Here is a 23,062-nt window from a genome sequence, read left to right as displayed (position 1 = left end):
AACGCGCAACCATCCCGTGCACCGGCGGAACGGACGAGCGGCAAGCCGCAATCCCGCCCGGAATCGACGCAAGTTCACCTCCTGGACACCTGGTGCGCGGCGCGCCTCCGTAGGCTCGACCCACCTCGACGGTCACCCGCTGCCGGGGTGCTCGCCCCGCCGGCCACCCACCGGCCGGAGTGCTCCACCGGGCTGCCACGTGCCTCCCGGCCGAGCGCCGACGGACTCTGTCCGGCGGCCGAGCGCACCATCACCACGAGAACACCGAACACCCGCGGCCCACCCAGCCGCACGCACCACCCGGGTCGCCGACGTCGTCGACACCACCCCACGCGTCGGCGCCCGAAGCCGACGCGCGGGGTGACCGGGCCCGAGCCTGCCGCAGGAGGCGGCCGCGCTCTCCGGACGGTCCTGGCGCTGTCCGGAGGCGCCCCGGCGCACCGTCGAGGGCATGTCGAGCAGATCCCGGACCGCCGCCGCGACGATCGTGGCCGCCACCGTCGCCGTGCTCCTCGCCGGGTGCACCGGCGCCGGTGCCCAGAACGGCAACCCGGTCGGCAAGGGACCGGCGAGCGACGACCCGGCGCGGACGACCTGCCCGGTCGCGGCGAAGGAAGCCGTCGACGTGATCGACGAAGCCGTCGGAGCCCACGACGACACCGACTTCGCGAGCGTCCGGGAGGGCGACGGCGGCTGGTACCTCGGGGCGTCGATCGCTCCGGCGGAGACGGACGACCCGAACGACGACGACGTGACCGTCTGGGCGACCTCGTCCGACCCGACGTCAGAGGACTTCGACGGACCCCTGTGGCCGGTCAACCGTGCCGCGAAGGACGCCGCGGGTGACCAGGACGGTGCTGCGTCGGCGGCGCCCTCGGCGTTCACGGACGACTCGGACGCTGCGCGCTCCGTCCAGCAGTGCGTGGTGAACGCCGCGAACCGCTGATCCGTCGGCCGGTCAGGTCTGGCAGCGCGGGCACCAGTAGGTGTCCCGCAGTGTGAGCTCGGACTCACCGAGCTCCCCGCGGCGCACCGGGGTCCCGCAGCGCAGGCACGGCTTGCCCGCACGCCCGTAGACCCACAGTCGGCGGCCGGGCCGGTCGACGCCGGTCGTGATCCGGGCGTTGCGGTCCCGGTTCGCGGTGATGAGCCGCGACGCCAGCGCGATGACCCGCGCCGGGTCCGGCACCTGCCCGACGGGACGTGTCGGGAGCACGCCCCGGAGGAAGCAGAGCTCGGCGCGGTAGACGTTGCCGAGGCCCGCGAGGACGCGCTGGTCGAGCAGGGCGAGCCCGATCGGACGCTGCGGGTCGCGCGTGAGGTTCGCGAGCGCCAGGTCGGCGTCCCAGTCCTCGCCGAGGAGGTCCGGCCCGAGGTACCCGACGATCTCGGGCTCCTGCTCGCGCGGCACCACCTCGAGGATGCCGAGCGTGAACCCCACCGTCGAGACGTCGGCCGCGTCGAGCACGACACGCGCCTGGTGTGCCGGACGGCGCCACCGCTCACCGGGGGCGTACACGTCCCACCTGCCCTCCATCTTGAGGTGCGAGTGGACGGTGAGGTCCCCGATGCGGTGCAGCAGGTGCTTCCCGCGTGGGACGACCTCGTCGACGGTGCGGCCCACGAGGTCGAGCGTCGCGAAGGCGGGCACGCGGAAGTCGCTCCGGGTGAGTTCCTTGCCGGCGAGGGCGGCGTGCAGCCGGTGTGCGGCTCGGTGGACGGTGTCGCCCTCAGGCACGGAGGCGCACCCCCTGCGGCGTCGCGGTGAAGCCTGCGTCGCGCAGCGCCTGCCCGAGCGGGGACTCGAGCACGAACGCACCGTCGACCCGCTCCACCGAGAGCTTCCCGAGCCCGCGTCGGACGGTGGCGGCGATGGACACCGCGGCGGCCGCGAGGTCCCCGGCGTCGTCGGTGAAGGTCAGGACCGACTTGCCGCCGCGCTCGACGTAGACCGTCAGCGCGCCGTCGACGAGCACCACGAGCGCGCCGGCCTTCCGCCCGGGACGGTGTCCGCGGGCAGACTGCTTGCCTCCCGTTGCCCCACCCACGGTCGAGCCGCCCGCTGTCGCGTTCCTGCTCGTCGCGTTCTCGGCCGCTGCGGGCCCGCCGGGGCCACCGCCCCCGTCCGGGTCGTCGTCCGTGGCAGCGCCGTCGTTCGGCCACGCCAGCGCCGCCCCGTACGGGTTCGCCGGGTCGGTCGCCGCGAGGGTCATCGCCTGGCGGGTCCGCTCCGGGTCGTTCTGTTCGTCGTCGTCGAGGTCCCGCGCGAACGTCCGCAGCCGGTCCACCGTCGGGCCGGTGGCGAACTGCGCTGCGCCGAGCCCCTCGACGAAGTACCCGCGCCGGGCCCGGCCGGTCTCCTCGAACCGCGCGAGCACCCGGTACACGCCCGCGAACCCGCCGCGCACTCCCTCGACCTGAACGGCCCCGCGGGTCACGACGCCGTAGCGCTCGAGCAGCTGCTCCGCCGTCGCCGCGGCCCGCACCGTGGCGTCGGACTGCGCCAGTGGCAGGATCGACCAGCGCCCGCCGACCGTCGGCGGCCCGGACTGCGTCGGCAGCGTCGGGCGACGACGTCCGCGGTACGCCCGGGCCCGCGGGGTGCTGGAGCTCTTCGCCTTGCCGCCGAGCATCGCCCGCAGCGGCGCGAGGGTGTCGTTGGTGATCTGCCCTGCCCACACGAGGTCCCACAGCGCCGTGGTGAGTGCGGCGTCGTCCGTGCTGCCGACGGCCTGGGCGAGCTGGCGGAAGAAGTACGCGCCGCCGCCGGCGAGGGCACCGAGGACGTCCCGTTGCAGCTCGGTCGTCTCACCGCCGTCCGGCTCCACCAGGGTCGTGTCCGCGGTCTCGGCGAGGTGGAACCGCACCCACCCGTCGTTGCCCGGCAGGGTGCCACCACCGGACCACAGCACCTCGCCCGTGGCCGTCAGCTCGTCGAGCATGCTCGGCTGGTAGTCGGTGACGCGGGACGGCAGCACGAGGGACTCCCAGGCGCTCGCGGGCAGGGCCACGCCGGCCAACTGGTCGAGCACCTGCAGGACGCCGTCGATCCCGCGCAGGCCACCGCGTGTACCCGGAGTGTGGACGTGCTGCCACGCCGGGAGGAACCGCGCGAGGGTGTCCGGCGACACCGGCTCGACCTCGTGCCGGAGCGCCGCGAGCGACTTCGTGCGGATGCGGCGGAGCACCTCGGCGTCGCACCACTCGGCACCCTGGCGGTCGGGTCGGAACTCGCCCTCGACCACCCGACGGTCGGCGGCGAGGCGTCGCAGCGTGTCCTGCACCACCGCGATGCCGAGGCCGAGTCGGGCAGCCGCCTCCTGCGCGGAGAACGGGCCGTGCGACCGGGCGTACCGGCTGACCAGGTCACCGAGCGGATCCGCGACCGGCTCGACGAACGCCGTCGGCACGCCGATCGGCAGCGGGACGCCGAGGGCGTCACGGAGCCGCGAGGCGTCCTCGATCACGGCGTACCGGGTCTGCCCGGCGTGCGAGAACGACAGGACACGGCGGTCGCGCTCGAGCGCCTGCAGCGCGGTGGCGACCGGCGCGGTGTCGCCCTCGGCGGCGGCCCAGCTCCGCGCGGTGAGTTCGGTGAGGTCGAGCGCTCCCACGAGTCGCAGGACGTCCACGAGCCCCTCTCCGTCGCGCGCCCGGCGGTCGGGCGAGAGCCGCTGCAGGTCCTGCTCGACCGAGGCGATCACGGCCGGGTCGAGCAACTCGCGGAGCTCTGCGCGGCCGAGGAGCTCGCCGAGCAGGGTCGAGTCGAGTGACAGCGCCGCCGCCCGCCGCTCGGCGAGGGGCGAGTCGCCCTCGTACATGAACGCGGCGACGTACCCGAACAGCAGCGTCCGTGCGAACGGCGACGGCTGCTCGGTCTCCGTCTCGACGAGCTTGATCCGCCGCCCGGCGATGTCGTCGGCGATGGACAACAGCGACGGCACGTCGTAGACGTCCTGCAGGACCTCGCGCACGGTCTCGAGGACGATCGGGAACGTCGGGTACTTCTGCGCGACCTCGAGCAGCTGGGACGCCCGCTGCCGCTGCTGCCAGAGCGGCGACCGCTGGCCGGGGTTCCGGCGGGGCAGGAGCAGGGCTCGGGCCGCACACTCCCGGAACCGGGCCGCGAACAGCGCGGAGCCGCCGACCTCGTCCGTCACGAGGACCTCGAGCTCGTCGCGGTCGAACACGAAGAGGTCGGCGCCGGGTGGTTCCGCGTCGGTCTCGGGGATGCGCACCACGATGCCGTCGTCGGCCGCCATCGCGTCGCCGTCGATGCCGTGTCGCTCCCGCAGCCGCGCGCCGACCGCGAGGGCCCACGGCGCGTGCACCTGCATGCCGTACGGCGAGTGCATGATCATGCGCCAGTCGCCGAGCTCGTCGCGGAAGCGCTCGACCACGAGGGTCGTGTCGTTGGGCACGTACCCGGTCGCAGCGCGTTGGTCGCGGAGGAACGTCAGCAGGTTGGTGACGGCGCGTTCGTCGAGACCGCCGGAGGACACCCGGGCGCGGGCGTCGTCGTCGGAGGCCGACTCGACCTCGCGCACGAACGCGCCGGTGGCCCGGCCGAGCTCCGCGGGACGACCGAGTCCGTCGCCCTTCCAGAACGGCACCCGCCCGGGCTGCCCGAACGCCGGGCTCACGAGCACCCGGTCGTGGGTGATCTCCTCGATCCGCCAGCTCGTCGCCCCGAGCGCGAACACGTCGCCGACGCGGGACTCGTAGACCATCTCCTCGTCGAGCTCGCCGACGCGCGACGCCCGCTCACCGACCATGAAGACGCCGAACATCCCGCGGTCGGGGATCGTGCCCCCGCTGGTCACCGCGAGCCGCTGCGCGCCCGGACGGCCCGTCAGGGTGCCGTGCACGCGGTCCCAGACCAGCCGGGGCCGCAGCTCGGCGAACTCGTCGCTCGGGTAGCGCCCCGTCACGAGGTCGAGCGTCGCCTCGAACGCCGACCGCGGCAGGCTGCTGAACGGTGCGCTCCGCCGGACGAGCTCGAACCAGTGCTCGACGTCGACGGTGTCCACCGCTCCGGCGGCGACGGTGTGCTGGGCGAGCACGTCGAGCGGGTTCGCCGGGACGCCGATCGACTCGATCTCGCCCGCGACCATGCGCTCGACCGTCACCGCGCTGTTCACGAGGTCCGCGCGGTGCTTCGGGAACAGCACGCCGCGCGAGATCTCGCCCACCTGGTGCCCGGCGCGGCCGACGCGCTGCAGACCGCTCGCGACCGACGGCGGCGCCTCGACCTGCACGACGAGGTCGACCTCGCCCATGTCGATGCCGAGTTCGAGGGAGCTCGTCGCGACCACGCACCGGAGTCGTCCGGACTTGAGGTCGTCCTCGATGATCGCGCGCTGGTCCTTCGACACCGAGCCGTGGTGGGCGCGGGCGAGCACCGGCACGCTGGCGTCGGACCCCCCGCCGCCGGTCTGTCCGGACGCACCGATGACGTCGGCCGGCGGTCGCTTCGGCTGCGCGACGGGTGCATGGGCCGAGGCGCGCGCGGGGGACTGCCCGCGCGGCCGGGTCGGCGCGACCGGCATTCCGTCGTCGGCCGGGGAGGCACCGGCGGGGACGAGCACGCCGTCACCAGCGGCGGCGAGCACCCGCTCCTCGTGGATCTCGTTCAGCCGCGCGGTCAACCGCTCCGCCAGCCGTCGGGAGTTCGCGAACACGATCGTCGAGCGGTGCTCTTCGATCAGGTCGACGACACGCTCCTCGACGTGCGGCCAGATCGACCCGTTCGTCGGCGACTCGGTCGCGTCCGCACCGACCGGCGGAGCGCCGAGCTCGGTCATGTCGTCCACGGGGACGACCACCCGCAGGTCGAACGTCTTCTGCGCCGGCGGCGCGACGATCGTCACCGGGGCCCGGCCGCCGAGGAAGCGTGCGACCTCTTCCGGGGGCCGCACGGTCGCCGAGAGCCCGATGCGCTGGACGGGCTTCTCGAGCAGGTCGTCGAGGCGTTCGAGCGACACCGCGAGGTGCGCACCGCGCTTGGTCGACGCGACCGCGTGCACCTCGTCGACGATCACGGTGTCGACGTTGACCAGGGTCTCTCGAGCGCTCGACGTGAGCATGAGGTACAGCGACTCGGGCGTCGTGATGAGGATGTCCGGCGGCTGGCGCAGGAGTCGCTGTCGATCGGACGACGGGGTGTCACCGCTCCGCACGCCGACCGTGACGTCGGGTGGCTCGAGACCGAGCCGTCTGGCGGTCTGGGTGATGCCGACGAGCGGGCTGCGGAGGTTCCGCTCCACGTCGACACCGAGCGCCTTGAGCGGCGAGACGTAGAGGACGCGCGTCCGTTGCTTGGCGGGCGGCTGGTCGGTCGCGCTGATGAGCCGGTCGATCGACCAGAGGAACGACGCGAGGGTCTTGCCGGACCCGGTCGGAGCGATCACGAGTGCGTGCTGGCCGGTCGAGACGGCGTCCCACGCGCCGGCCTGCGCAGCGGTCGGGGCCGGGAACGCGCCGCGGAACCACTCCGCTGTGGCGGGGGAGAAGCGCTCGAAGACGTCCGTCATGGTCCGTCCCATCCTGCCCGCGGCCACCGACAACGGGCCGAGGGAAGAACGTGCTTGACACAGCGATAGTTAACGATCTATCGTTACTACATCGCGATACGACGAAGGCCGATCGGTCAGACCGGATCGTGAGCCGACTCAGCACGACGAAAGGACACCTCATGCGCTTCGACGACATGAACCCCCAGCAGCACCAGCACCCGCGTGGCCCCCGCTTCGGCGGCCCGCGACACCACCACGGCGCCGGCTTCCCCGGCCGTGACCGCGGTGACCACCAGCGCGGCGGCTTCGGCCCCGGGCGTGGCTTCGGTCCCGGCTTCGGCCCGGGCTTCGGTCCCGGGTTCGGCGGTCCGGGCTTCGGCGGCCGCGAGCGCCGTCGCCGCGGCGACGTCCGTCTCGCGATCCTCGGCCTCCTCGCCGAGGGGCCGCAGAACGGCTACGCGGTGATCAAGACCATCGCCGAGCGCACCGGCGGCGCCTGGAAGCCGAGCCCCGGCTCGGTGTACCCGACGCTCCAGCAGCTCGTCGACGAGGACCTCGTCGTCTCGACGGGCGACGGCCGCAAGACGCTCTTCGAGCTCACCGACGCCGGCAAGGCCGAGGCCGAGTCCAAGGCGGACGAGATCGCGGCGGCGTTCGAGGCGCCCGGCATGCCGGACGCGCAGCGCGCCTTCGTCGAGTCGCTCCGGAAGACCATGGGCGTCCTGCACATGTACCGGACGACCGCGACGGACGAGCAGATCGCGGCGGCGACCGACAAGGTCGACCAGCTCCGCAAGGACCTCCTGCAGATTCTCGCGGACTGACCGCGCGACCCACGACGGATGGGCGCGCCCCGCTCAGCGGCGACGCGAAGCGTTGCGCGGGGCGCGCCGACCGAGCCTGCGAGGGAGGACGGTGCCAGCTGGCACCGGGCCTCCCGTCCGCTCATCGGTCACCGTGGGTTCTCGGAAAGCGACAGATCTCGGTGTCGCTTTCGCGAAAGCGACAGTTCGGCGCGCGCACGAGGCACGGTTCTGTCGCTTTCGCGTCATCGACCGACCCCGGCCGTGGCGCCGGCGCGCGGCGCGCGGCGCTACGCGCCGTCGCCGACGAACGCGGCGACGTCCGCCAGCTCCGCTGCGGACACCGCGTGCGGCAGCCCCGCGTACTCCCGGTCGGTCACGTCCGTGTTCGCGGCGGCCCACGCCTGCGTCCGCGCGGTGGCCTCGGCCGGGATCACCGGGTCGAGGTCGCCGTGCCCGAGGAACACCCGCGGCCGGACCGCCGCGACGGCCTCGTCCCGCGAGTCCGTGACCCCCGGCACGACGAACCCGGACAGCGACACCGCGAACGCGAAGCCCGCCGGCCGGGCGCGGAGGAGCTGCAGCGCCATCGAGCCGCCCTGGGAGAAGCCGAGCAACCCGATGCGCGGGTGGTCGGCGGCGACCGAGTCCACCCAGTCGAGGACCTCGGCGACGGCGACGTCGACGAGCTCCGGCGACGGCGACCCCGGCGTGCCGAGCGGGTACCAGGAGAAGCCCGGGCCCCACTCCATCGGCGCCCGCAGCGAGGCGACCGTCCAGGCGGGCGGCAGCGCGGGCGCGAGGCCGAGCAGGTCGCGCTCGTTCGACCCCACCCCGTGCATCGCGACCACGAGCGGGGTGCCCGGACGCTCGGACGGGTCGCGGGTCCACTGCACCAGGTCGCTGTCGATCATGCGGCCAACGCTAGCCGTGGCGTCCGCCGAACTCGCTGCCGTGCCTGGTAGACACGGTGCATGGCCTCGCTGCGCACCCCCGACCCCGACTCCGGCTGGCTGTCCGACGAGGAACTCGCGAACATCCGCCGTCGCCTGCCGATCTGCTACGTCGAGGCGATCCCGGTCCGCACGGACGGCCTCGGCGTCGTCACGGAGGTCGGCGTGCTGCTCCGCGTGGCACCGAGCGGCTCGATCGCCCGCACGCTCGTCTCCGGCCGGGTGATGTACGGCGAGTCGATCCGCACGGCCCTGTTCCGGCACCTCGAGAAGGACCTCGGGCCGATGGCGTTCCCGCAGCTGCCCGCGAGCCCGACGCCCTTCACGGTCGCCGAGTACTTCCCGCTGCCCGGCGCCTCGGTCTACACCGACGAGCGGCAGCACGCGATCTCCCTCGCGTACGTCGTCCCGGTGACGGGGACGTGCGAGCCGCGCCAGGACGCCCTCGAGCTCACGTGGATGAGCCCGATCGAGGCCGCGTCCGACGCCGTCGCCGACGAGATGGAGGGCGGCCGCGGCGCGCTGCTCCGCGCCGGCCTCGCCTCCGTCGGCGCCCTGCACTGACGAGGACACCCACTCGCACGGAACCAGGTTCCGGACACGGCACCGCGCCCCTTCACGGTGCAGTGTCCGAAACCTGGTTCCGCCGCCCCACACCGCGCGCCTCGCATGACGAAACACCGCCCCCCGAACACGACGAAGCCCCCGGGACCACGTGGTCCCGGGGGCTTCGCAGCTCGGTCGTGCGACCGGCTTCAGTGCTTCTCGTTGCGGAGGCTGTCCGCAACGCCGTGCGCCGCGTCCTTGATGTCATCGACGCCCTGCTTGGCCGACGCCTTGGCCTGGTCGGTCTGACCCTCGGCCTTGAGCTTGTCGTTGCCGGTGAGGTTGCCGATGCCCTCCTTGACCTTGCCGACGAGCTTCTCGCCGGTGTGGTTCTCTTCGCTGCCAGCCATACGGTCTCCTTCCAACGACGGACGTTTCCCCGTCAGCCGCTCGCGCGGCATCCGGTGCAGGAGAACCTACGCCCGACGCCCGGTCGCGTTCGGAGGAGACGTCGAGGTTCGGGGGGGGCGAGGAGCCTCAGTGGCGGTCGGCAGCACCCGCCGGACGGGAGGCACGGCGCGAGCCACGACGACGTCCAGCGCCCGACTCGGAGCCGGCTCCACGACCCGCCGCGTAGCCGCCCTCCGACGACCACACCGTCGCGGACCCGCCCCGGACGACGTCGCTCGACGCGCGACGGCTCCCGCCGCGGCGCTGTCCGCCGGAGGCCGCCGCGTCGGAGCCGCGACGCTGACCGCCCGACGCTGCCGCGTCGGCACCGCGGCCGCCGCGACGACCACCGGTCGCCTGGCCGCCACGACCGCCCTCGGCGTCCGCCGGACGACCACCACGACGGTTGCCGGAGCCGGCCGACCCGGCGGCCGGGGCTGCCTGCGCGGCCTGACCCGTGCCTCCCGAGCGTCCACCGCGACCACGACGACGACCGCCGCCCGCGCTGTCGGACTCGGCCGTGCGCTGCTTCGGCGCGCGCTGCTGCTGCACCGGCTGCTCCGGTGCCACGTGGCGGATCGGAGCGACCTCGCCGACGAGCTCGGTGACGGCGGGCGAGGTCGACGTGACCTGCTGCGGGGTGACCTTGATCGCGGCAGCGCGCATCATCTGCGCGACGTCGCGACGCTCGGCCGGCATCGTGACGGTGACGACGTCACCGGACGAACCGGCACGGGCGGTACGGCCCGAGCGGTGCAGGTACGCCTTGTGCTCGGTCGGCGGGTCGACGTGCACGACGAGCTCGACGTGGTCGACGTGCACCCCGCGGGCGGCGACGTCGGTGGCGACGAGGACGAGGGCCTCGCCGGAGGAGAACTTGGCGAGGTTGCGCTCCCGGGCGCCCTGCGACAGGTTGCCCTGCAGGTCGACGGCCGGGATGCCCTGGCTCGTGAGCTGCTTGGCGAGACGCTTCGCGTGGTGCTTCGTGCGCATGAACATGATGCGACGGCCCGAACCCGAGGCCAGCGTCCGGACGAGGTCCTTCTTGGCGTCGGCGTCGGCGACCTCGAACAGGTGGTGCGTCATCGCCTCGACGGGGCTGTTCGCCTCGTCGACGGAGTGCATCACCGGGTCGTGCAGGAACCGCTTGACGAGCTTGTCCACGCCGTTGTCGAGCGTCGCCGAGAACAGGAGGCGCTGCCCCTGCTCGGGCGTCGCCTGCATGATCTTCGTCACGCCGGGCAGGAAGCCCATGTCGGCCATGTGGTCGGCCTCGTCGAGGACGGTCACCTCGATGTCGGCGAGCGTGAGGTGTCCCTGCTGCATGAGGTCGGCGAGGCGACCGGGGCACGCCACGACGATGTCGACACCGCCGCGCAGGGCGTCGACCTGACGACCCTGTCCGACGCCGCCGAAGATGGTCGTGGTGTTGAGTCCCATGGCCTTCGCGAGCGGTGCGAGGGTGGCGTCGATCTGCGTCGCGAGCTCACGGGTCGGCGCGAGGACCAGGGCGCGGGGGCGTCCGGCGCGGCGCTTGCGACCGCTGGCTGCGAGACGGGCGGCCAGCGGGATCGCGAACGCGATGGTCTTGCCGGAGCCCGTGCGGCCGCGGCCGAGGACGTCCTTGCCGCGGAGCGAGTCCGGGAGGGTGTCGGCCTGGATCGGGAACGCGGTCTCCTTGCCCTGCTGGGCGAGGACGTCGACCATCGGCGCGGGGACGCCGAGGTCGGAGAAACGGAGGTCTTCGTTGGTCATGGTCTGACCTTTCCAACCGGAGTGCACCGGTTGTGGGCGCGCGATGAGGCAGCGCGCGGGCGGGATGCGCGCCAACGATGGTGGTGGCGCAGTCGCCGCAGCAGAGAGCCTGGGCACCTTCGGGAGGTGCTCGATCATCGACCAACGGGTGGTCGGGAGTCGGGGCGTCCGTACGACGCACGAGGCGATCGGCGCCTCGAGTACCCCCAGCATAGCGGGTGCTCCCCCGCGGACCGGGGGTGGGATCGTTCGCCCTGCGCGTGCGAGGATGCCCGGGTGCGCGCCAGGACCCTGACCTTGACCGTCGCGACGACCCTGGTGGCCGTGCTCGGCACCGCCGCCTGCGCCACCGCGACCCCGGCGTCCTCGTACCGGAACCTGCCGACCTCCGGCGTCCCCGACTACCAGCTCGGAGGCTCGTACACACCTCCGGCAGGCGTCACGATCGTCGAACGGGACAGTACCGAGCGACCCGCGAAGGGGAAGTACTCGATCTGCTACGTCAACGGCTTCCAGACGCAGCCTGAGGACGCGACGACGTGGAAGCGGGACCACCCGACCGCGATCCTCCGCGATGCGAAGGGCAAGCCCGTGTCCGACCCGGGCTGGCCGGACGAGATGCTCCTCGACACCACGACGGCCGCCAAGCGCGCCACGATCGTCCGGGTGCTGACGAAGTCCGTCGCCCGGTGCGCCGACCGGGGCTTCGCCGCCGTCGAGTTCGACAACCTCGACTCGTGGACGCGCTCGAAGGGGAAGCTCACGCGCTCCGGGAACCTCGCGCTCGCCGCGGCGCTCGTGCGGCTCGGGCACGGCAAGGGCCTCGCCGTCGGGCAGAAGAACACCCCGCAGCTCGGGGCGTCGGGACGGAAGCAGACCGGGTTCGACTTCGTGGTCGCCGAGGAGTGCTTCGTCTACCAGGAGTGCGGCGCGTACACGAAGGCGTACGGGAAGCGCGTCATCGACATCGAGTACACGGACAACAGCGAGCGCCCGTGGTCGTCCGTGTGCGCGTCGACGAAGCGGCCGGCGATGACGATCCTCCGGGACCGCGACCTGGTGCCGGCGGGCGACGACGCCTACGTCTTCCGGCACTGCTGACGCGTCCCGCGGGCGGCGCCGGCCTGTGCTGCGTCGCGTCCGCGATGATCCGGCCTGGAGGCGCGGGTCGCCTCCGCCCCGCGCGTCGCGTCAGGCGGGCCAGGCCTCGTGCAGTGCCGTGGCGGCCTGGTCGGCGGACAGTCCGGCACTCCGCGCGGCGACGGCCAGCGCGTGCGCTGCCTCGGCGACCTCCGGCGGGACGTCGGCAGGACGCACCACCCGGGTGCCGGCACCGCGTGCGGTGTGCACGAGCCCGGACTCCTCGAGCAGCTGGTACGCCTTCGCGACCGTGCCCGCGGCCAGCCCGAGCTCGTCCGCCAGCCCCCGGACGCTCGGCAGCCGTGCACCGTCGACGAGGTAGCCCGCCTGGATCTGTGCGGCGATCTGCGCGCGGACCTGCTCGAACGGCGGAACGCTGCCGCCGCGGTCGAGTGCCACCAGACCGTTCATCTGCACCTCGCTAGAAGTCGTACTGCTCGCCGACGGGGATCGGGACGGGGACGGTGTTGCCGGGCGGTGCGAGCGGGCACGCCCACGCGGGGTCGTACGCGCACGACGGGTTGTACGCGAAGTTGAAGTCGAGCACGAGCTCGTCGTCGTCACCGCCGAGGTCGGCGCCCTTGATCGTGTCCAGCAGGTAGCGGCCGCCGCCGTAGGTACCGCGGGCCTTCCCGGCGCTCGCGTCCTTCACCGGTACGAAGACCCCGCCCGCGTAGCCACCGTGCGACCACACGTCGAGCGTCCCGATGCCGGGCAGCTGCACCACGCCGAGCCGGTCGAAGTGCACGGTGCCGTCGGTCCCGGTCTCGACGTCCATTGCCTGGGGCTCCGCCGGCTCGATCCGGGCGTGGAACCGCCAGTCCGGGTCGTAGGTCGGGACGGGCAGCGACTCGAAGTCGGCCGCGTCCTCGGCCAGCAGCGGCGACGCGGGGTGGTCGGCGAACATCGCATCCCGGGTCTCACGCCAGAACGCGTGCGCGGTCTCCGGGTCGGGGGTCGCCCGCACCCGGCGGTACAGGTCGAACGTCGTCCGCCGCCAGTCGACGGTCGCGAGCGTGTTCGCGACGGTCGCGTCGGTGCTCGGCACGGTGGCCGCGTCGTCGGTCCGGGGCTCGTCTCCTGCTCGCAGGTCGCTCACCCGTACAGGCTACGCCCGGGCCGCTCGCGAGAGCGAGCACGGGACCGCGGGTCGGCCGGCGTCACGCCGGACGGCGCCACGTCGGTGCGAGCTGCCGCATCCGCAGCCCGCGCCACTGCCAGATGACCCACATGCCCGGCCACAGCAGCACCCCGAGGACCGGCGGCCGCATCCGGTAGGTCAGCCGGTCGAGCAGCAGCGTCGTGCCGTCACCGAGGTCGACCGTGGCCATCCGGTGCGCCATCGTCATCCGGCCGAAGAGCCCCGACACCCCGCCACCGTTGTCGCGCTGCACCGGGACGCCCTCGACCTCGTACCGGTCGATGTCCACGTGGGTGTCGCCGCTCGGGAACACCCCGAACGCATCGGCGGCGATCGGGTGCGGCTCGCCGGGCGTCCACCGTGCCGGGAAGCCCTCGGGGGAGCGCGAGCGGTACCGGAGTAACGGCTTCGTGACCGCCACCATCACCGACGGTGACAGGAGCGCGTCGCGGACCGTGTCGACCGGAGCGTGGAGGACGGTGCGGAGACCCACGTGCATGCGCCCGACGCTACGCGGACCGACTGTGACGGGGCGCGTTCCCCGGACGCTCCGGTGTGCTCAGGCGTGCCGAGCGGACCGGCGGCGCGAACCCTCGGCGCGGTCGTGCCGACGGAGCCGCTCGGCCAGGGACATCCGCACGGTCGGCCACTCGGACGCGGTGATCGAGAAGACGACGGTGTCGCGGAGCGTGCCGTCGCGACCGATCTGGTGGTTCCGGAGCACGCCGTCCTGCTTCGCTCCGAGCGCCGCGATCGCCGCGCGGGACTGCATGTTGTGGAAGTGCGTCCGGAACTCGACCGCGATGCACTGCCACGACTCGAACGCGTGCGAGAGCTGCAGGAGCTTCGCCTCGGTGTTGATGCCCGTGCGCTGCGCCGACCGGGCGAGGAACGTCGACCCGACCTCGACCCGGCGGTTCGCCTGGTCGACGTTCATGAACGTGGTCGATCCCACCACGCGGCCCGTCGGGCGGTCGCGCACCGCGAACGGCACCATCCGGCCCGCCTCGTGCTCGGCGAGCCGCCGCTCGATCTCGGCGTCGACCTGCGCCGGAGCCGGGATCGACGTGTACCAGGTCCGCCACAGGTCGCCGTCCGTGACCGCCGCCCGCAGGTCGTCCGCGTGCTCCGCCCCGAGGGGTTCGAGCGTCACGCGGTCGCCGGTCAGGGTGGGAACGGGGGCGATCTCCATGACACGGGATCCTACGGTCACCGACCGTCACCGGACCTCCGGACGAGACCGACCTGTGGAGACGGACAGGGGCCGGCGGGCGACTACCCTGTGCTCGTGGCAGCACGCACGCAGCAGCAGTACCAGGTCCGTTTCGCGTGGGGCGTCGCCGGCGCCGGACGGATCGCGCACGACACCCACCTGCTCGTCTGGGTCGACGTCCTCCCCGCCCCGCGGGACCACGACGACGCACTCCGCCGCACCGTCGCGGCCCTGCCGGACGGCCCGGAGGTCGTGCTCGGCCACCTCGGCAACGCGAGCGCGGTCGCGGATCGCGTGACGCGCCTCCAGGCCGAACGCGGTGACCGGTGCGTCGTCGCGATCGTCGCCGCCGGAGCCGACCACGCTGCCCGCTCGGACGCGGCGGACGCCGCCGGTGAGGCGTGGGACGTCCCGGGCTCGCCGGACTTCGCGGTCGAGGACCTCCTCGCCGCGGGAGCCGTCCTCGACGCGCTCGCCGCGGTCGGGATCGACCACACGTCGCCGGAGGCCGCTGCCGCCTGCGCGGCCTACACGGGACTCCGACGGGCCACGAAGCACCTCGTCTCGGCGTCCGAGGGGGCGCGGGAGCTCGACCGGGCCGACGTGCAGGCGGCGCTGGCCCGCGGTGGGGAACTCGTCACCCTGCGGGCGTAGCGTCCGGAGGGTCAACGGACCCGAGAAGGAGCACGTCATGAAGGCAGTCGTCGGCGACACCGTGATCGCGGAGAGCGACAAGGACGACCTCATCCAGATCGAGGGCAACTGGTACTTCCCGCCGTCGAGCGTGAAGACCGAGCTGCTCACCGAGAGCCCGACGCAGTACCACTGCCCGTGGAAGGGCGACACGCAGTACTACACCGTGCACGTCGACGGGCAGGAGCTGCCGGACCGCGCCTGGTCGTACCCGACGCCGATCCCGTCGTCGTTCGACCGCGTCGGCAAGGACTACTCGGGCTACGTGGCGTTCTGGAAGGACGTCAAGGTCGTCGAGTAGACCCGGCTGGGCACCAGTGGGGGGCGCCGGTGCGTGCGCGCGGCCGTGCCCGCGAGCCCGCGGCGCCGCGCGTCAGCCTGCCAGCGTCAGCCAGACCAGCGCGACGTTGAGCGCCACGATCACCAGCGCGATGACCCCCGCGACCACGCGGGTGGTCATCGCGTTGACGTCGTCCCCCATCACGCTCCGCCGCGAGGTGTACACCACCAGCGGCACGATCGCGAACGCGATCCCGAAGCTCAGCACGACCTGGCTGACCACGAGCAGCATCGTCGCGTCCGCGTTCACCGCGAGCAGCACGATCGCCGGCACGAGGGTCACGAGCCGCCGCACGACCACCGGGATCCGCACGTGCAGGAGCCCCTTCATGATCTCGGCACCGGCCATGCAGCCCACCGAGGTCGACGCCAACCCCGACGCCAGCAGCCCCACCGCGAACAGCACGCCCACGACCGGGCCGACGTTCGCCGCGATGGCCGCCTGCGCCCCCGGGATGGTGTCGGTCCCCTCGACCCCCGGCAGCGTCGCCGCGGCGAGGACGAGCATGCAGATGTTCACGCCACCCGCGACGACGAGCGCGAGGCCCACGTCCCACCGCGTCGCGACGAGGACCCGTCGGCGCTCCGGCCCCGCGGGGACGTCACCGTGGCGGTCCCGCGCGAGGGCCGAGTGCAGGTACACCGCGTGCGGCATCACCGTCGCACCGAGCATCGACGCCGCGAGCAGCACCGAGCCGGAGCCCTCGAAGCGCGGGACCAGCCCGGCGACGAGTTCCGTCGGAGACACCTGCGCGAAGAGCAGGCCCGCGCAGAAGCCGACCGTCAGGATCGCGAGCATCGCCGTGACGATCGCCTCGAACGCCCGGGTGCCCCGCCGGTTCTGCAGGAGCAGGATCGCCATCGACACCACGCCCGTGATGACCCCGCCGGCGACGAGCGGCAGCCCGAAGAGCAGGTGCAGCGCCAGTGCCCCACCGATGACCTCGGCGATGTCGGTGGCGGCCGCGACGACCTCGGCCTGCGCCCAGAAGAGCAGCCGGGGTGTGCGCCGCATCCGGAGGCCGAGGTGCTCCGGGAGGGACTTGCCCGTGACGACCCCGAGCTTCGCCGAGAGGTACTGCACGACGACCGCGCTCGCGTTGGCGGCGACGAGGACCCAGAGCAGCAGGTAGCCGTACTTCGCACCCGCCGTGAGGTTGGCGGCGACGTTGCCGGGGTCGACGTAGGCGATGGCGGCGACGAACGCGGGGCCGAGGAGCGTCAGACCGGCGGCGCGCTTCCGAGGGGTGGTCGCCTCGGCGGGGCGGGTCGCGGTGTCGGTCATGGGGACCAGTGTGCCAGAGGATTCGGCACGCCGAATCCTTGTCTTCGCTCGGGGCACGATTCGAGGCGCGCTCGGTGTCGGCATGGTTCTGCCGTCGGCCTGGAGGCGCGGGTCGGGTCCGGCTCGTTGACCGCGGCTGTCAGGGCGGTCAGGAGTCGCGGCTCACGGCGATCGTCGCGGCGTCCGTTCCGAAGGCGGTCGTCCGGGTGGCGACAGGAGACCCGGCCGCGCACTCGTAGATCGCCGCCGCGAATGCCGCGGTCCATGCTCTTCCGAGGATCGCACGCTCGCTCAACGGTCGGCGTCCGAATCGATGACGTCGTCTGTCAGCGTACGAGCGCAGATCACCGCGAGAGGTTCCTGCGGCGACGAGGCGACGTCGGTCGAGGTCGCCGAGCCGCTCACATCGCGGAGATCGATCCACCGGACGAAGGCGGTGGTCGGGTCACTCCCGGGCGAGCGGAACGCGAATCCGTCGGACGCTCGTTCCGGGAGCGGATCGGTTGAGCGGACCCGAATTCCGGAAGTCGACCAAGGCCAGAGCGAGCGCTCGACCTCGACGTGGACGTCCATGACACGTGCCTGGATGCGCGGCTCGGACGTTCGCTGCACCGTCGTCCACGGCACCGCGATCGGGAGGCCCGGTCGCTGCGACTCGGTGGCCGGTCGAGGGACTTCGGGGAAGGACGGGTCGAGCGCGACGAGCGGCTCGGAGCGGTCATCGGCGAGTGGGTACGCACCGCCGTCGACCTCGACCCACGATCCGACCGGCATGGGAGGCGGTACCGCGCCGAACCAGCTCGTGGTCACCGAGGAGCGGACGTCGAGGGCGGATTCCTGCACCCAGGAGACCCAGTTCCCGAAGCGGTCGAGGCGGATCGATCCGGTCGGAGCCGGTCGCGTCCCTCGCACCAGGGCTTCTTGCCCATGGCGTGCGACGACCTCAACCGGCTCCGCGTGATCGAGGAGACCAGCGATGTCGAGGCTGCTGCTGAACATGTGGGGGAGTCTCGGCAGGTGCTCCCCGATCTCCGTCAGGGAAATGGTCACGTCGGACGGATGACGGGTGCTGACCCGTGCGCGGACGCCGTGCAAGTCGTGGACGGGGTCGCTCAGATCGACGACGAAGGCACCGCTGCGGTCGACGAGCTCGCCACCTGCACGCTCGACTTCGGCAGGCGAAGCCGACCCCCGGCCTTCGAGTCGACCGTCGAGGTCGACGACCTCGACGAGCAACCCCCGCCACCATCCGGTCACCGTCGAACGGGCCTCCCAGCCTCCCGCCAGCGTGAAACTCTGTGATCGATCCTCCCGGGGGCCGGAGGGCTGACTCACGCGACTGTCGTGTCAGCGCCGGGCCAGGCCGGGAGCATCGTCTGGCGGAACTCGGCGGATCCGAGCGCACTCTTCGGGAGCATGGCCTCGTACCAGTCGGCGTCCAGCTTGACGAGCTGCAATCCCTCGTTCAGGCGGTAGTCGTGCTGCAGCGACATCGCCATGACCGCTGCCTCGCCGGACTCGGCGACGGTCTCGTCCACGACGCGCACGTCAAGACCCGCCCAGCGCAGCCGCACGTCCAGTTCGTAGTACTCCTGCACGTCCTCCACCGGGACCACCGTGGCCCACACGCCGGGTCCGGTCTGCACGAAGTCCGACTGTTCGGCGTCAGCGTCCTGCCGCACGATCGCGACGTGCGTTGCGTCGATCAGGTCGGCGATGTACTTCGTCCCACCGACCGATGCGATGCCACCACCGAACATCGAGATCGGCCGCTGGGTGACCGGTCGAGCCGCCTGCAGGTCGTCGCGGTACACCCAGCCGATGTGCACGCCGGCGTACCGGGCCACCCACGTCTCCGGCCCGTTGCCCGTGTACCGCCAGATCTCGGCGCCGAACGGGACGCGATGCGACGGCATCCAGTTGAGCTCGACGATGCGGTCCAGGTCGTTCGGGACGAAGCCGGTGCCCGTGAACGGCTCGCGGTCGACCCACATGGCCCCGAGCGCTTCGGATGAACGGTCATCCGAGCCACCGACGGCTGGGCGGACGAAGAGCTCTGGCGTCGCCTCGAACCGGATCACGTCGAGGGAGGGCATGTCGGGGGAGAACGGGCTCCCGGGGAACCCCAGCCCGTGCACCTGGATCAGGTCCTCCATCCGTTCGAGTCCGCTCGTCGCGGCCATCGGGATGACGTACCCGCCGAAGCGCTCGAGCTGCCCGTTGAAGAACGCGTCGCTCAACTGCGGCGTGATCGCCTTCTGCATGATGGTGCCGGTCACAGTGGGGTCCCCTCGTCGTCGCGTCGTGCTGTCCCCAGGCTAGGTGCTCGTCGCCCGGAACGGTCCGGATCGCTGCGGTCGATCTCGTCGACACGTGCGGATCGACGTCAGCGGGTTGCACGCCATCCGCAGTGACCGGTCCGAACGCGTCCTGCGGCCCGTTCCGTCCGGACCGCTGATGGTGACGTCGTGATCGACTGCCCGGACCGACACGTGGAGACCGTCACGCAACCTGCTCGGACTCGAGATCGTCGAGGTCCTCCGGCCGGACGAACGCCGTGACGCGGCCCTCCCGCTCGACGAAACGGATCGCGGCGCCGTCTGCTGCGTGGATCGTTCGCCGACGGCCGTCGAGTGCTCGGACCTGGACGGTCGCCAGAGCGGCAGCGTTCCAGGGATGTTCGACCTCGACAGACACGCCCCTCACCGTCGCGGTGGTGCGGACGGTGGCATGGCGGAGAACGGCGTCCCTCGTGATCCGCGCATCGGAACGCGACTGGTTCGTCATGAGGCTCGACGGCCGGGGCTCCCAGCCACGGTCAGGGGACGTCGGAGCCCAGGAGTGCAGCAGGGCGGCGTCGTCCAGGAGCGAGCCGGAGAACCATCCGCGCTCGGTCTGCACGTACGTGCCCGCCATGATGGCAGCCGACCCTCCGGGGCGGCCCCAGCTGCGCGTGACGTCGGCGATCCGACTGAACCCGGATCGATCGAGCCAACCGACCCGGACCCGGTCTCCGATCCAGAACTCGCCGCTGGACGGCACCGTCCCGTCCGGCCTGGAGTACGGGGGGACGGCCGTGAGGCCCGCAGAGCCGTCGAGCCGGAGTCGCTCGGCGTCGCGCTCCTGCTGCTCCCCGAGCTGTCGGCGCCACGTCAGCGCTCGGTCTGCGGACACCGTGGACCCGTCGAGTCCGGCGAGTACGCCGTCCAACAGCGCGTCTGCGGAGGCCGGGACGACGTCGAACCCGCGGAGCGCGACGTCGCCTGCGAACGGCCCGAGCGATTCGGAGTCCTGCGACTCGTCGAACCGGAGCTGATCGGTGAACGAACGCACGGCGAACAACTCGCTGCCGTCTACGAGGCGGGAACTGAACCTGCCGCGCTCCTCCTCGGCTTCGGCCGGGAGAGGCGGGTCACCCGTCGCGATGGACCCCCACACCGTCAGCGTTCCGTCGTGTGCAGCCTGAACGTCGACCAGGAGGCCCTTCCACCAGCCGGTCGTTCGGCGACTGACGAGCGTGAGATCAGAGCGGGGGACACGCACGGGCACCTCGTCCCGGATGAGCACGTCCCCGTCCGCCGGGGTGAGCGGTCCGAGGCGGCCGGTCGCGACCAGTTCCTCCCCGATCCACGCCGACGTGCCAGAGCCGAGGACAGGGCTCAGATCACGTGCCACCGGACGCCGTCCCACTTCGCCAGGATCTCCTGCGTTCCGTCGACGTTGTACCGCCACAGCTCCGCGCCGGGTGTCAACGGGGTGTTCTGACGGAGTTCGACCTCAGGTGTGTAGTGCTCGTAGTGGCCGGCCCACCCGTTGCCCCGGAACGGGTCGAACGAGGTGAACGTCCGCGACGAGTTCCGCTCGAGCGATGCTTCCAGCTTGGTCCGGAGGTCCGTGTCGGCGACGCCGTCGATGAGGTGCTCGAGCCGGTCGCGGCGCTCGGGGACGGACATCGCGTCCCACTGGTGTTCGTCGATCGTCCCGTCCTGCATCCAACCGCGGATCGTTCGCAGTGGAAGCATCCGATCGTGCACGTCCGAAGTCGGCGTGCCGCGTCCGTCGAACCCGATTTCCGTTCGCATCCGCACGCCGTGGACGGGATTGGCGCTCGGTGCCGGGAACGCGGTCGAGTTGTACCCAAGCCCGAGCTTCTGGAACACCCGCAGCGGCGTGATCGTGCCGTGGTTCGAGATCGCGGTGAGGTGCGCGAACTTCGCGATGAAGCCGGGGACGCCCTTCTTCGCGTAGTACCCGACGTCACCGTTCGCGATGTCCGACAGCATGTCGATCGACTGCTTGAGGGGCATCACCTTCTGGATGACGTCGCCCGATCGGATCGGGTCGAGTCCATCCCGGATGTCGATGAGCGTGTCCATCTCGTCCGCGCTCAGTCGATGGATCGGCTTGCTCACCAAGCGTCGTAACTCGCGTCGCGACAAGCCGTGGTCGTGCAGCCGGGCGTCCAGCTCCGCTCGGTACGCAGCAGCGTCGTGAGCAACCGCCGCTGTCCACCGGCTGCCCGTGGCGGGGAGGAACTGGAGCGGCGGCGTACGGAGCGATCGACTGTCAGGCCGCGCGCCGTCGCCGGTGATGACAGCCAGCCCGCGGTCCCGCCAGACGAGGTACGACCGGGCGATCTCGACACGGCGACCGTTCCACAGGGCGGTCGTCCGGATGGAGACAGGACCCGAGCATTCGGACCGGGGAACCGAGATCACGTTCTGCGTCACGGATCGGACACCTCCCTCGAGCGCCGCTGCGAGGTCTTCTGGAGCCTGGAGGAGCAAGTTCGCGCGGCCGTCGACGACAGTCAGCCGCGGAGGCATCGAGCCGGTGGTCGGTCGTCCCATCCGGGAGTCGCGAGCAGTCGACCTCGCCATCGGAAGAAGTCGCCCGTCGGGATCGCCGTCGGGCCGATGGCATGCCAGACAGTCTGGACCGGACCGCCCGCACTGAGTTCCGACCGCTCGAACTCTCTCGTACTCGCGCGCGTCGAGCCGCGCAACAGCTCGTCGAGCGCGTCGAGCGATGACGTCATCCCCAGGACACGTGCGCCGTTCTCCGCCAGAATGTGAACGGCGCGACCGCTGCGGTCTGTCGCGACGGACGAGGAGAACTCCACAGGTTCGTTGCTCAGCCGCAGTGTCATCGTAGGTCCTCGACGGTCATCGCTGGCCAGCGGCGTCGTCGACAGAGGCGAGGTCGTCCTGGTGGTCACGGCACGCAGTGGGGCCCACGAGTCGAGCCACAGCTCGAAGCCCCCGAAGGCATCGCGTGGCTCGATACCGGGAACGGGCAGGTCTCGGGCACCCGACTCGCCACGGGCGATGATCGTGTTGCCATCGTCGTACACCCTGACGGACACGCTCCCGAGGAACGCCCGGACGTCCGTCTCCGGCGCGGTCAGCTGCGGTGGCACCAGTGACCCCACTTCCCCTCGATCCCCGTCAGGCGTGATCGGGCGCCCCTGGCCCCTCCGGCAGCTGCACCTGCTCGGTTCGCGCGATGTCGAGGAGCTTGCCGGGTAGATCGGTCTCGTCGACACGCTGTACTCGGGACGTCGTGCGCACCTTGGTCGCGTACGGCGACGTCCCCTTCCCCTGCCTCGTCAGGAAGACGGACTGAACCGCTCACTCGTTCGGGAGAAGCGTCCACCCGGACGAAGGAGACGAGCTCTCGGTCGCCCTGAGCACGTGGTAGCTCGATGACGACGAGATCGGCGCAAACCTTGAGACGGACCCGTCACTCGCCTGCGAACCGCTCTGCGATCCGTCGGAGCCAAGCGGGCATGTACTCCGCAGACCTTGGATACTGGCGCAAGTCCTCGGCCCACATTTCATCGCTCGGTGCCGCATTCGAGCCAACGGGCTCTTCGAAGGGTCGGCCCGGATTGCTCCACGGTCGGATGTCCCAGTTCGCTTTGCCCTGCAGTCGACCCGAACGGTCGATTTCCCAGTCGAACGAAAGCCACGCGCCGACATCGGGTTCGGCCATGGCCGCTCTGAGGTCATGGAAAGCATCCATCAGCATGGACGAGCGTACTTTCTGGTGCCGCCATGCGCCCTGCTCGAAAACCTCGAGACGTGCCGAGCTCGTGCGACCTGCCTCCCAGAAGAAGATGTGTACCTTCTCCCAGTCTGCGCCCTCGGCCACCGAGGAGGCAATTTCGGCGATCCGACGATGGATCGCGACTGCGTCCGTTGCTGGGTTCAATTCGGCGCTCATACTC

The 23,062-nt window shown here is 71.9% G+C and carries 22 protein-coding genes; 6 read left to right on the top strand and 16 right to left on the bottom strand.

The features are described 5' to 3' along the window. The first annotated feature begins 451 nt into the window (after positions 1-451). The gene (locus ACRQ4C_RS16940) at positions 452-946 is read left to right on the top strand and encodes a hypothetical protein (protein WP_439689501.1); all 495 of its coding nucleotides are present in this window, start codon (positions 452-454) and stop codon (positions 944-946) included. 12 nt (positions 947-958) lie between these two features. On the opposite strand, the gene ACRQ4C_RS16935 is transcribed toward ACRQ4C_RS16940, so the two are convergent. Both ACRQ4C_RS16935 and ACRQ4C_RS16930 read right to left on the bottom strand, forming a co-directional pair. Beyond that, positions 959-1,738: a DNA-formamidopyrimidine glycosylase family protein gene (locus ACRQ4C_RS16935; RefSeq protein ID WP_439689500.1), complete on the bottom strand. Its 780-nt coding sequence runs from the start codon at positions 1,736-1,738 to the stop codon at positions 959-961. After that, complete coding sequence (locus tag ACRQ4C_RS16930; protein WP_439689499.1) at positions 1,731-6,533, bottom strand: DNA glycosylase AlkZ-like family protein; 4,803 nt, start codon at positions 6,531-6,533, stop codon at positions 1,731-1,733. The genes ACRQ4C_RS16935 and ACRQ4C_RS16930 overlap by 8 nt, the downstream gene beginning before the upstream one ends. Positions 6,534-6,694: 161 nt before the next feature. On the opposite strand from ACRQ4C_RS16930, the gene ACRQ4C_RS16925 reads away from it, so the two are divergent. Continuing rightward, positions 6,695-7,339 (top strand): PadR family transcriptional regulator, encoded by a 645-nt coding sequence (locus ACRQ4C_RS16925; protein WP_400412066.1) that lies wholly within the window; start codon positions 6,695-6,697, stop codon positions 7,337-7,339. A gap of 269 nt (positions 7,340-7,608) precedes the next feature. On the opposite strand, the gene ACRQ4C_RS16920 is transcribed toward ACRQ4C_RS16925, so the two are convergent. Next, positions 7,609-8,232, bottom strand: a complete 624-nt coding sequence (locus tag ACRQ4C_RS16920) for an alpha/beta hydrolase (RefSeq protein ID WP_439689498.1) — start codon at positions 8,230-8,232, stop codon at positions 7,609-7,611. Positions 8,233-8,292: 60 nt separating this feature from the next. On the opposite strand from ACRQ4C_RS16920, the gene ACRQ4C_RS16915 reads away from it, so the two are divergent. Then, positions 8,293-8,835 (top strand): NUDIX hydrolase family protein, encoded by a 543-nt coding sequence (locus tag ACRQ4C_RS16915; RefSeq protein ID WP_290133519.1) that lies wholly within the window; start codon positions 8,293-8,295, stop codon positions 8,833-8,835. A gap of 191 nt (positions 8,836-9,026) precedes the next feature. Here ACRQ4C_RS16915 and ACRQ4C_RS16910 read toward each other — a convergent pair whose 3' ends face one another. Both ACRQ4C_RS16910 and ACRQ4C_RS16905 read right to left on the bottom strand, forming a co-directional pair. Then, positions 9,027-9,227, bottom strand: a complete 201-nt coding sequence (locus tag ACRQ4C_RS16910) for a CsbD family protein (protein ID WP_439689497.1) — start codon at positions 9,225-9,227, stop codon at positions 9,027-9,029. A gap of 127 nt (positions 9,228-9,354) precedes the next feature. After that, entirely contained in the window at positions 9,355-11,022 is a 1,668-nt protein-coding gene (locus ACRQ4C_RS16905; protein WP_439689496.1) for a DEAD/DEAH box helicase, read from the bottom strand. A gap of 276 nt (positions 11,023-11,298) precedes the next feature. Here ACRQ4C_RS16905 and ACRQ4C_RS16900 point away from each other — a divergent pair, with 276 nt between their 5' ends. Continuing rightward, complete coding sequence (locus tag ACRQ4C_RS16900; protein ID WP_439689495.1) at positions 11,299-12,123, top strand: endo alpha-1,4 polygalactosaminidase; 825 nt, start codon at positions 11,299-11,301, stop codon at positions 12,121-12,123. A gap of 90 nt (positions 12,124-12,213) precedes the next feature. Here the strand turns inward: ACRQ4C_RS16900 and ACRQ4C_RS16895 are convergent, their stop codons facing one another. From ACRQ4C_RS16895 to ACRQ4C_RS16880, 4 genes are all read right to left on the bottom strand, one after another. Beyond that, positions 12,214-12,573 carry a GntR family transcriptional regulator gene (locus ACRQ4C_RS16895; RefSeq protein WP_290133523.1) on the bottom strand — a complete coding sequence of 120 codons (360 nt, stop codon included), beginning with the start codon at positions 12,571-12,573 and terminating at the stop codon, positions 12,214-12,216. 10 nt (positions 12,574-12,583) lie between these two features. Beyond that, positions 12,584-13,261, bottom strand: coding sequence for a DUF1684 domain-containing protein (locus ACRQ4C_RS16890; RefSeq protein WP_439689494.1), 678 nt, complete (start codon positions 13,259-13,261; stop codon positions 12,584-12,586). A gap of 61 nt (positions 13,262-13,322) precedes the next feature. After that, positions 13,323-13,802, bottom strand: a complete 480-nt coding sequence (locus tag ACRQ4C_RS16885; RefSeq protein ID WP_439689493.1) for a hypothetical protein — start codon at positions 13,800-13,802, stop codon at positions 13,323-13,325. A gap of 60 nt (positions 13,803-13,862) precedes the next feature. Further along, positions 13,863-14,495, bottom strand: a complete 633-nt coding sequence (locus ACRQ4C_RS16880; RefSeq protein ID WP_290133525.1) for a GNAT family N-acetyltransferase — start codon at positions 14,493-14,495, stop codon at positions 13,863-13,865. Positions 14,496-14,591: 96 nt separating this feature from the next. On the opposite strand from ACRQ4C_RS16880, the gene ACRQ4C_RS16875 reads away from it, so the two are divergent. Then, positions 14,592-15,170, top strand: coding sequence for a 2-phosphosulfolactate phosphatase (locus ACRQ4C_RS16875; RefSeq protein WP_439689492.1), 579 nt, complete (start codon positions 14,592-14,594; stop codon positions 15,168-15,170). Between the two features lie 37 nt (positions 15,171-15,207). Next, on the top strand, positions 15,208-15,510 hold the full coding sequence (locus ACRQ4C_RS16870; protein WP_058724861.1) for a DUF427 domain-containing protein: 303 nt from the start codon (positions 15,208-15,210) through the stop codon (positions 15,508-15,510). A 72-nt stretch (positions 15,511-15,582) separates the two neighbouring features. Here the strand turns inward: ACRQ4C_RS16870 and ACRQ4C_RS16865 are convergent, their stop codons facing one another. The 7 genes from ACRQ4C_RS16865 to ACRQ4C_RS16835 form a co-directional block, all read right to left on the bottom strand. Beyond that, positions 15,583-16,833 (bottom strand): Nramp family divalent metal transporter, encoded by a 1,251-nt coding sequence (locus ACRQ4C_RS16865; protein ID WP_439689491.1) that lies wholly within the window; start codon positions 16,831-16,833, stop codon positions 15,583-15,585. A gap of 291 nt (positions 16,834-17,124) precedes the next feature. Further along, entirely contained in the window at positions 17,125-18,168 is a 1,044-nt protein-coding gene (locus ACRQ4C_RS16860; RefSeq protein ID WP_439689490.1) for a hypothetical protein, read from the bottom strand. Then, positions 18,165-19,112, bottom strand: a complete 948-nt coding sequence (locus ACRQ4C_RS16855; protein WP_439689489.1) for a hypothetical protein — start codon at positions 19,110-19,112, stop codon at positions 18,165-18,167. Before ACRQ4C_RS16855 ends, ACRQ4C_RS16860 begins: the two co-directional genes overlap by 4 nt. A 223-nt stretch (positions 19,113-19,335) precedes the next feature. Next, positions 19,336-20,166 carry a hypothetical protein gene (locus tag ACRQ4C_RS16850; protein WP_439689488.1) on the bottom strand — a complete coding sequence of 277 codons (831 nt, stop codon included), beginning with the start codon at positions 20,164-20,166 and terminating at the stop codon, positions 19,336-19,338. Positions 20,167-20,492: 326 nt separating this feature from the next. Continuing rightward, entirely contained in the window at positions 20,493-21,563 is a 1,071-nt protein-coding gene (locus ACRQ4C_RS16845) for a hypothetical protein (RefSeq protein ID WP_439689487.1), read from the bottom strand. 80 nt (positions 21,564-21,643) lie between these two features. Continuing rightward, positions 21,644-22,252 carry a hypothetical protein gene (locus ACRQ4C_RS16840; protein WP_439689486.1) on the bottom strand — a complete coding sequence of 203 codons (609 nt, stop codon included), beginning with the start codon at positions 22,250-22,252 and terminating at the stop codon, positions 21,644-21,646. 323 nt (positions 22,253-22,575) lie between these two features. After that, the gene (locus ACRQ4C_RS16835) at positions 22,576-23,058 is read right to left on the bottom strand and encodes a hypothetical protein (protein ID WP_439689485.1); all 483 of its coding nucleotides are present in this window, start codon (positions 23,056-23,058) and stop codon (positions 22,576-22,578) included. Positions 23,059-23,062: the final 4 nt, after the last annotated feature.

The sequence above is a fragment of the Curtobacterium sp. SP.BCp genome, from assembly GCF_051903255.1.
Taxonomy (GTDB): Bacteria; Actinomycetota; Actinomycetes; order Actinomycetales; family Microbacteriaceae; genus Curtobacterium.
The sequence above is the reverse complement of the archived record's forward strand: the minus strand, read 5'-3'. Positions and strand labels throughout refer to the sequence as shown.

Coding starts and splice junctions, on each gene's coding strand:
- ACRQ4C_RS16940 (WP_439689501.1), top strand. CDS start 452: ATGTCGAGCAGATCCCGGACCGCCGCCGCGACGATCGTGGCCGCCACC.
- ACRQ4C_RS16930 (WP_439689499.1), bottom strand. CDS start 6,533: ATGACGGACGTCTTCGAGCGCTTCTCCCCCGCCACAGCGGAGTGGTTC.
- ACRQ4C_RS16925 (WP_400412066.1), top strand. CDS start 6,695: ATGCGCTTCGACGACATGAACCCCCAGCAGCACCAGCACCCGCGTGGC.
- ACRQ4C_RS16920 (WP_439689498.1), bottom strand. CDS start 8,232: ATGATCGACAGCGACCTGGTGCAGTGGACCCGCGACCCGTCCGAGCGT.
- ACRQ4C_RS16915 (WP_290133519.1), top strand. CDS start 8,293: ATGGCCTCGCTGCGCACCCCCGACCCCGACTCCGGCTGGCTGTCCGAC.
- ACRQ4C_RS16910 (WP_439689497.1), bottom strand. CDS start 9,227: ATGGCTGGCAGCGAAGAGAACCACACCGGCGAGAAGCTCGTCGGCAAG.
- ACRQ4C_RS16905 (WP_439689496.1), bottom strand. CDS start 11,022: ATGACCAACGAAGACCTCCGTTTCTCCGACCTCGGCGTCCCCGCGCCG.
- ACRQ4C_RS16895 (WP_290133523.1), bottom strand. CDS start 12,573: ATGAACGGTCTGGTGGCACTCGACCGCGGCGGCAGCGTTCCGCCGTTC.
- ACRQ4C_RS16885 (WP_439689493.1), bottom strand. CDS start 13,802: ATGCACGTGGGTCTCCGCACCGTCCTCCACGCTCCGGTCGACACGGTC.
- ACRQ4C_RS16880 (WP_290133525.1), bottom strand. CDS start 14,495: ATGGAGATCGCCCCCGTTCCCACCCTGACCGGCGACCGCGTGACGCTC.
- ACRQ4C_RS16870 (WP_058724861.1), top strand. CDS start 15,208: ATGAAGGCAGTCGTCGGCGACACCGTGATCGCGGAGAGCGACAAGGAC.
- ACRQ4C_RS16865 (WP_439689491.1), bottom strand. CDS start 16,833: ATGACCGACACCGCGACCCGCCCCGCCGAGGCGACCACCCCTCGGAAG.
- ACRQ4C_RS16835 (WP_439689485.1), bottom strand. CDS start 23,058: ATGAGCGCCGAATTGAACCCAGCAACGGACGCAGTCGCGATCCATCGT.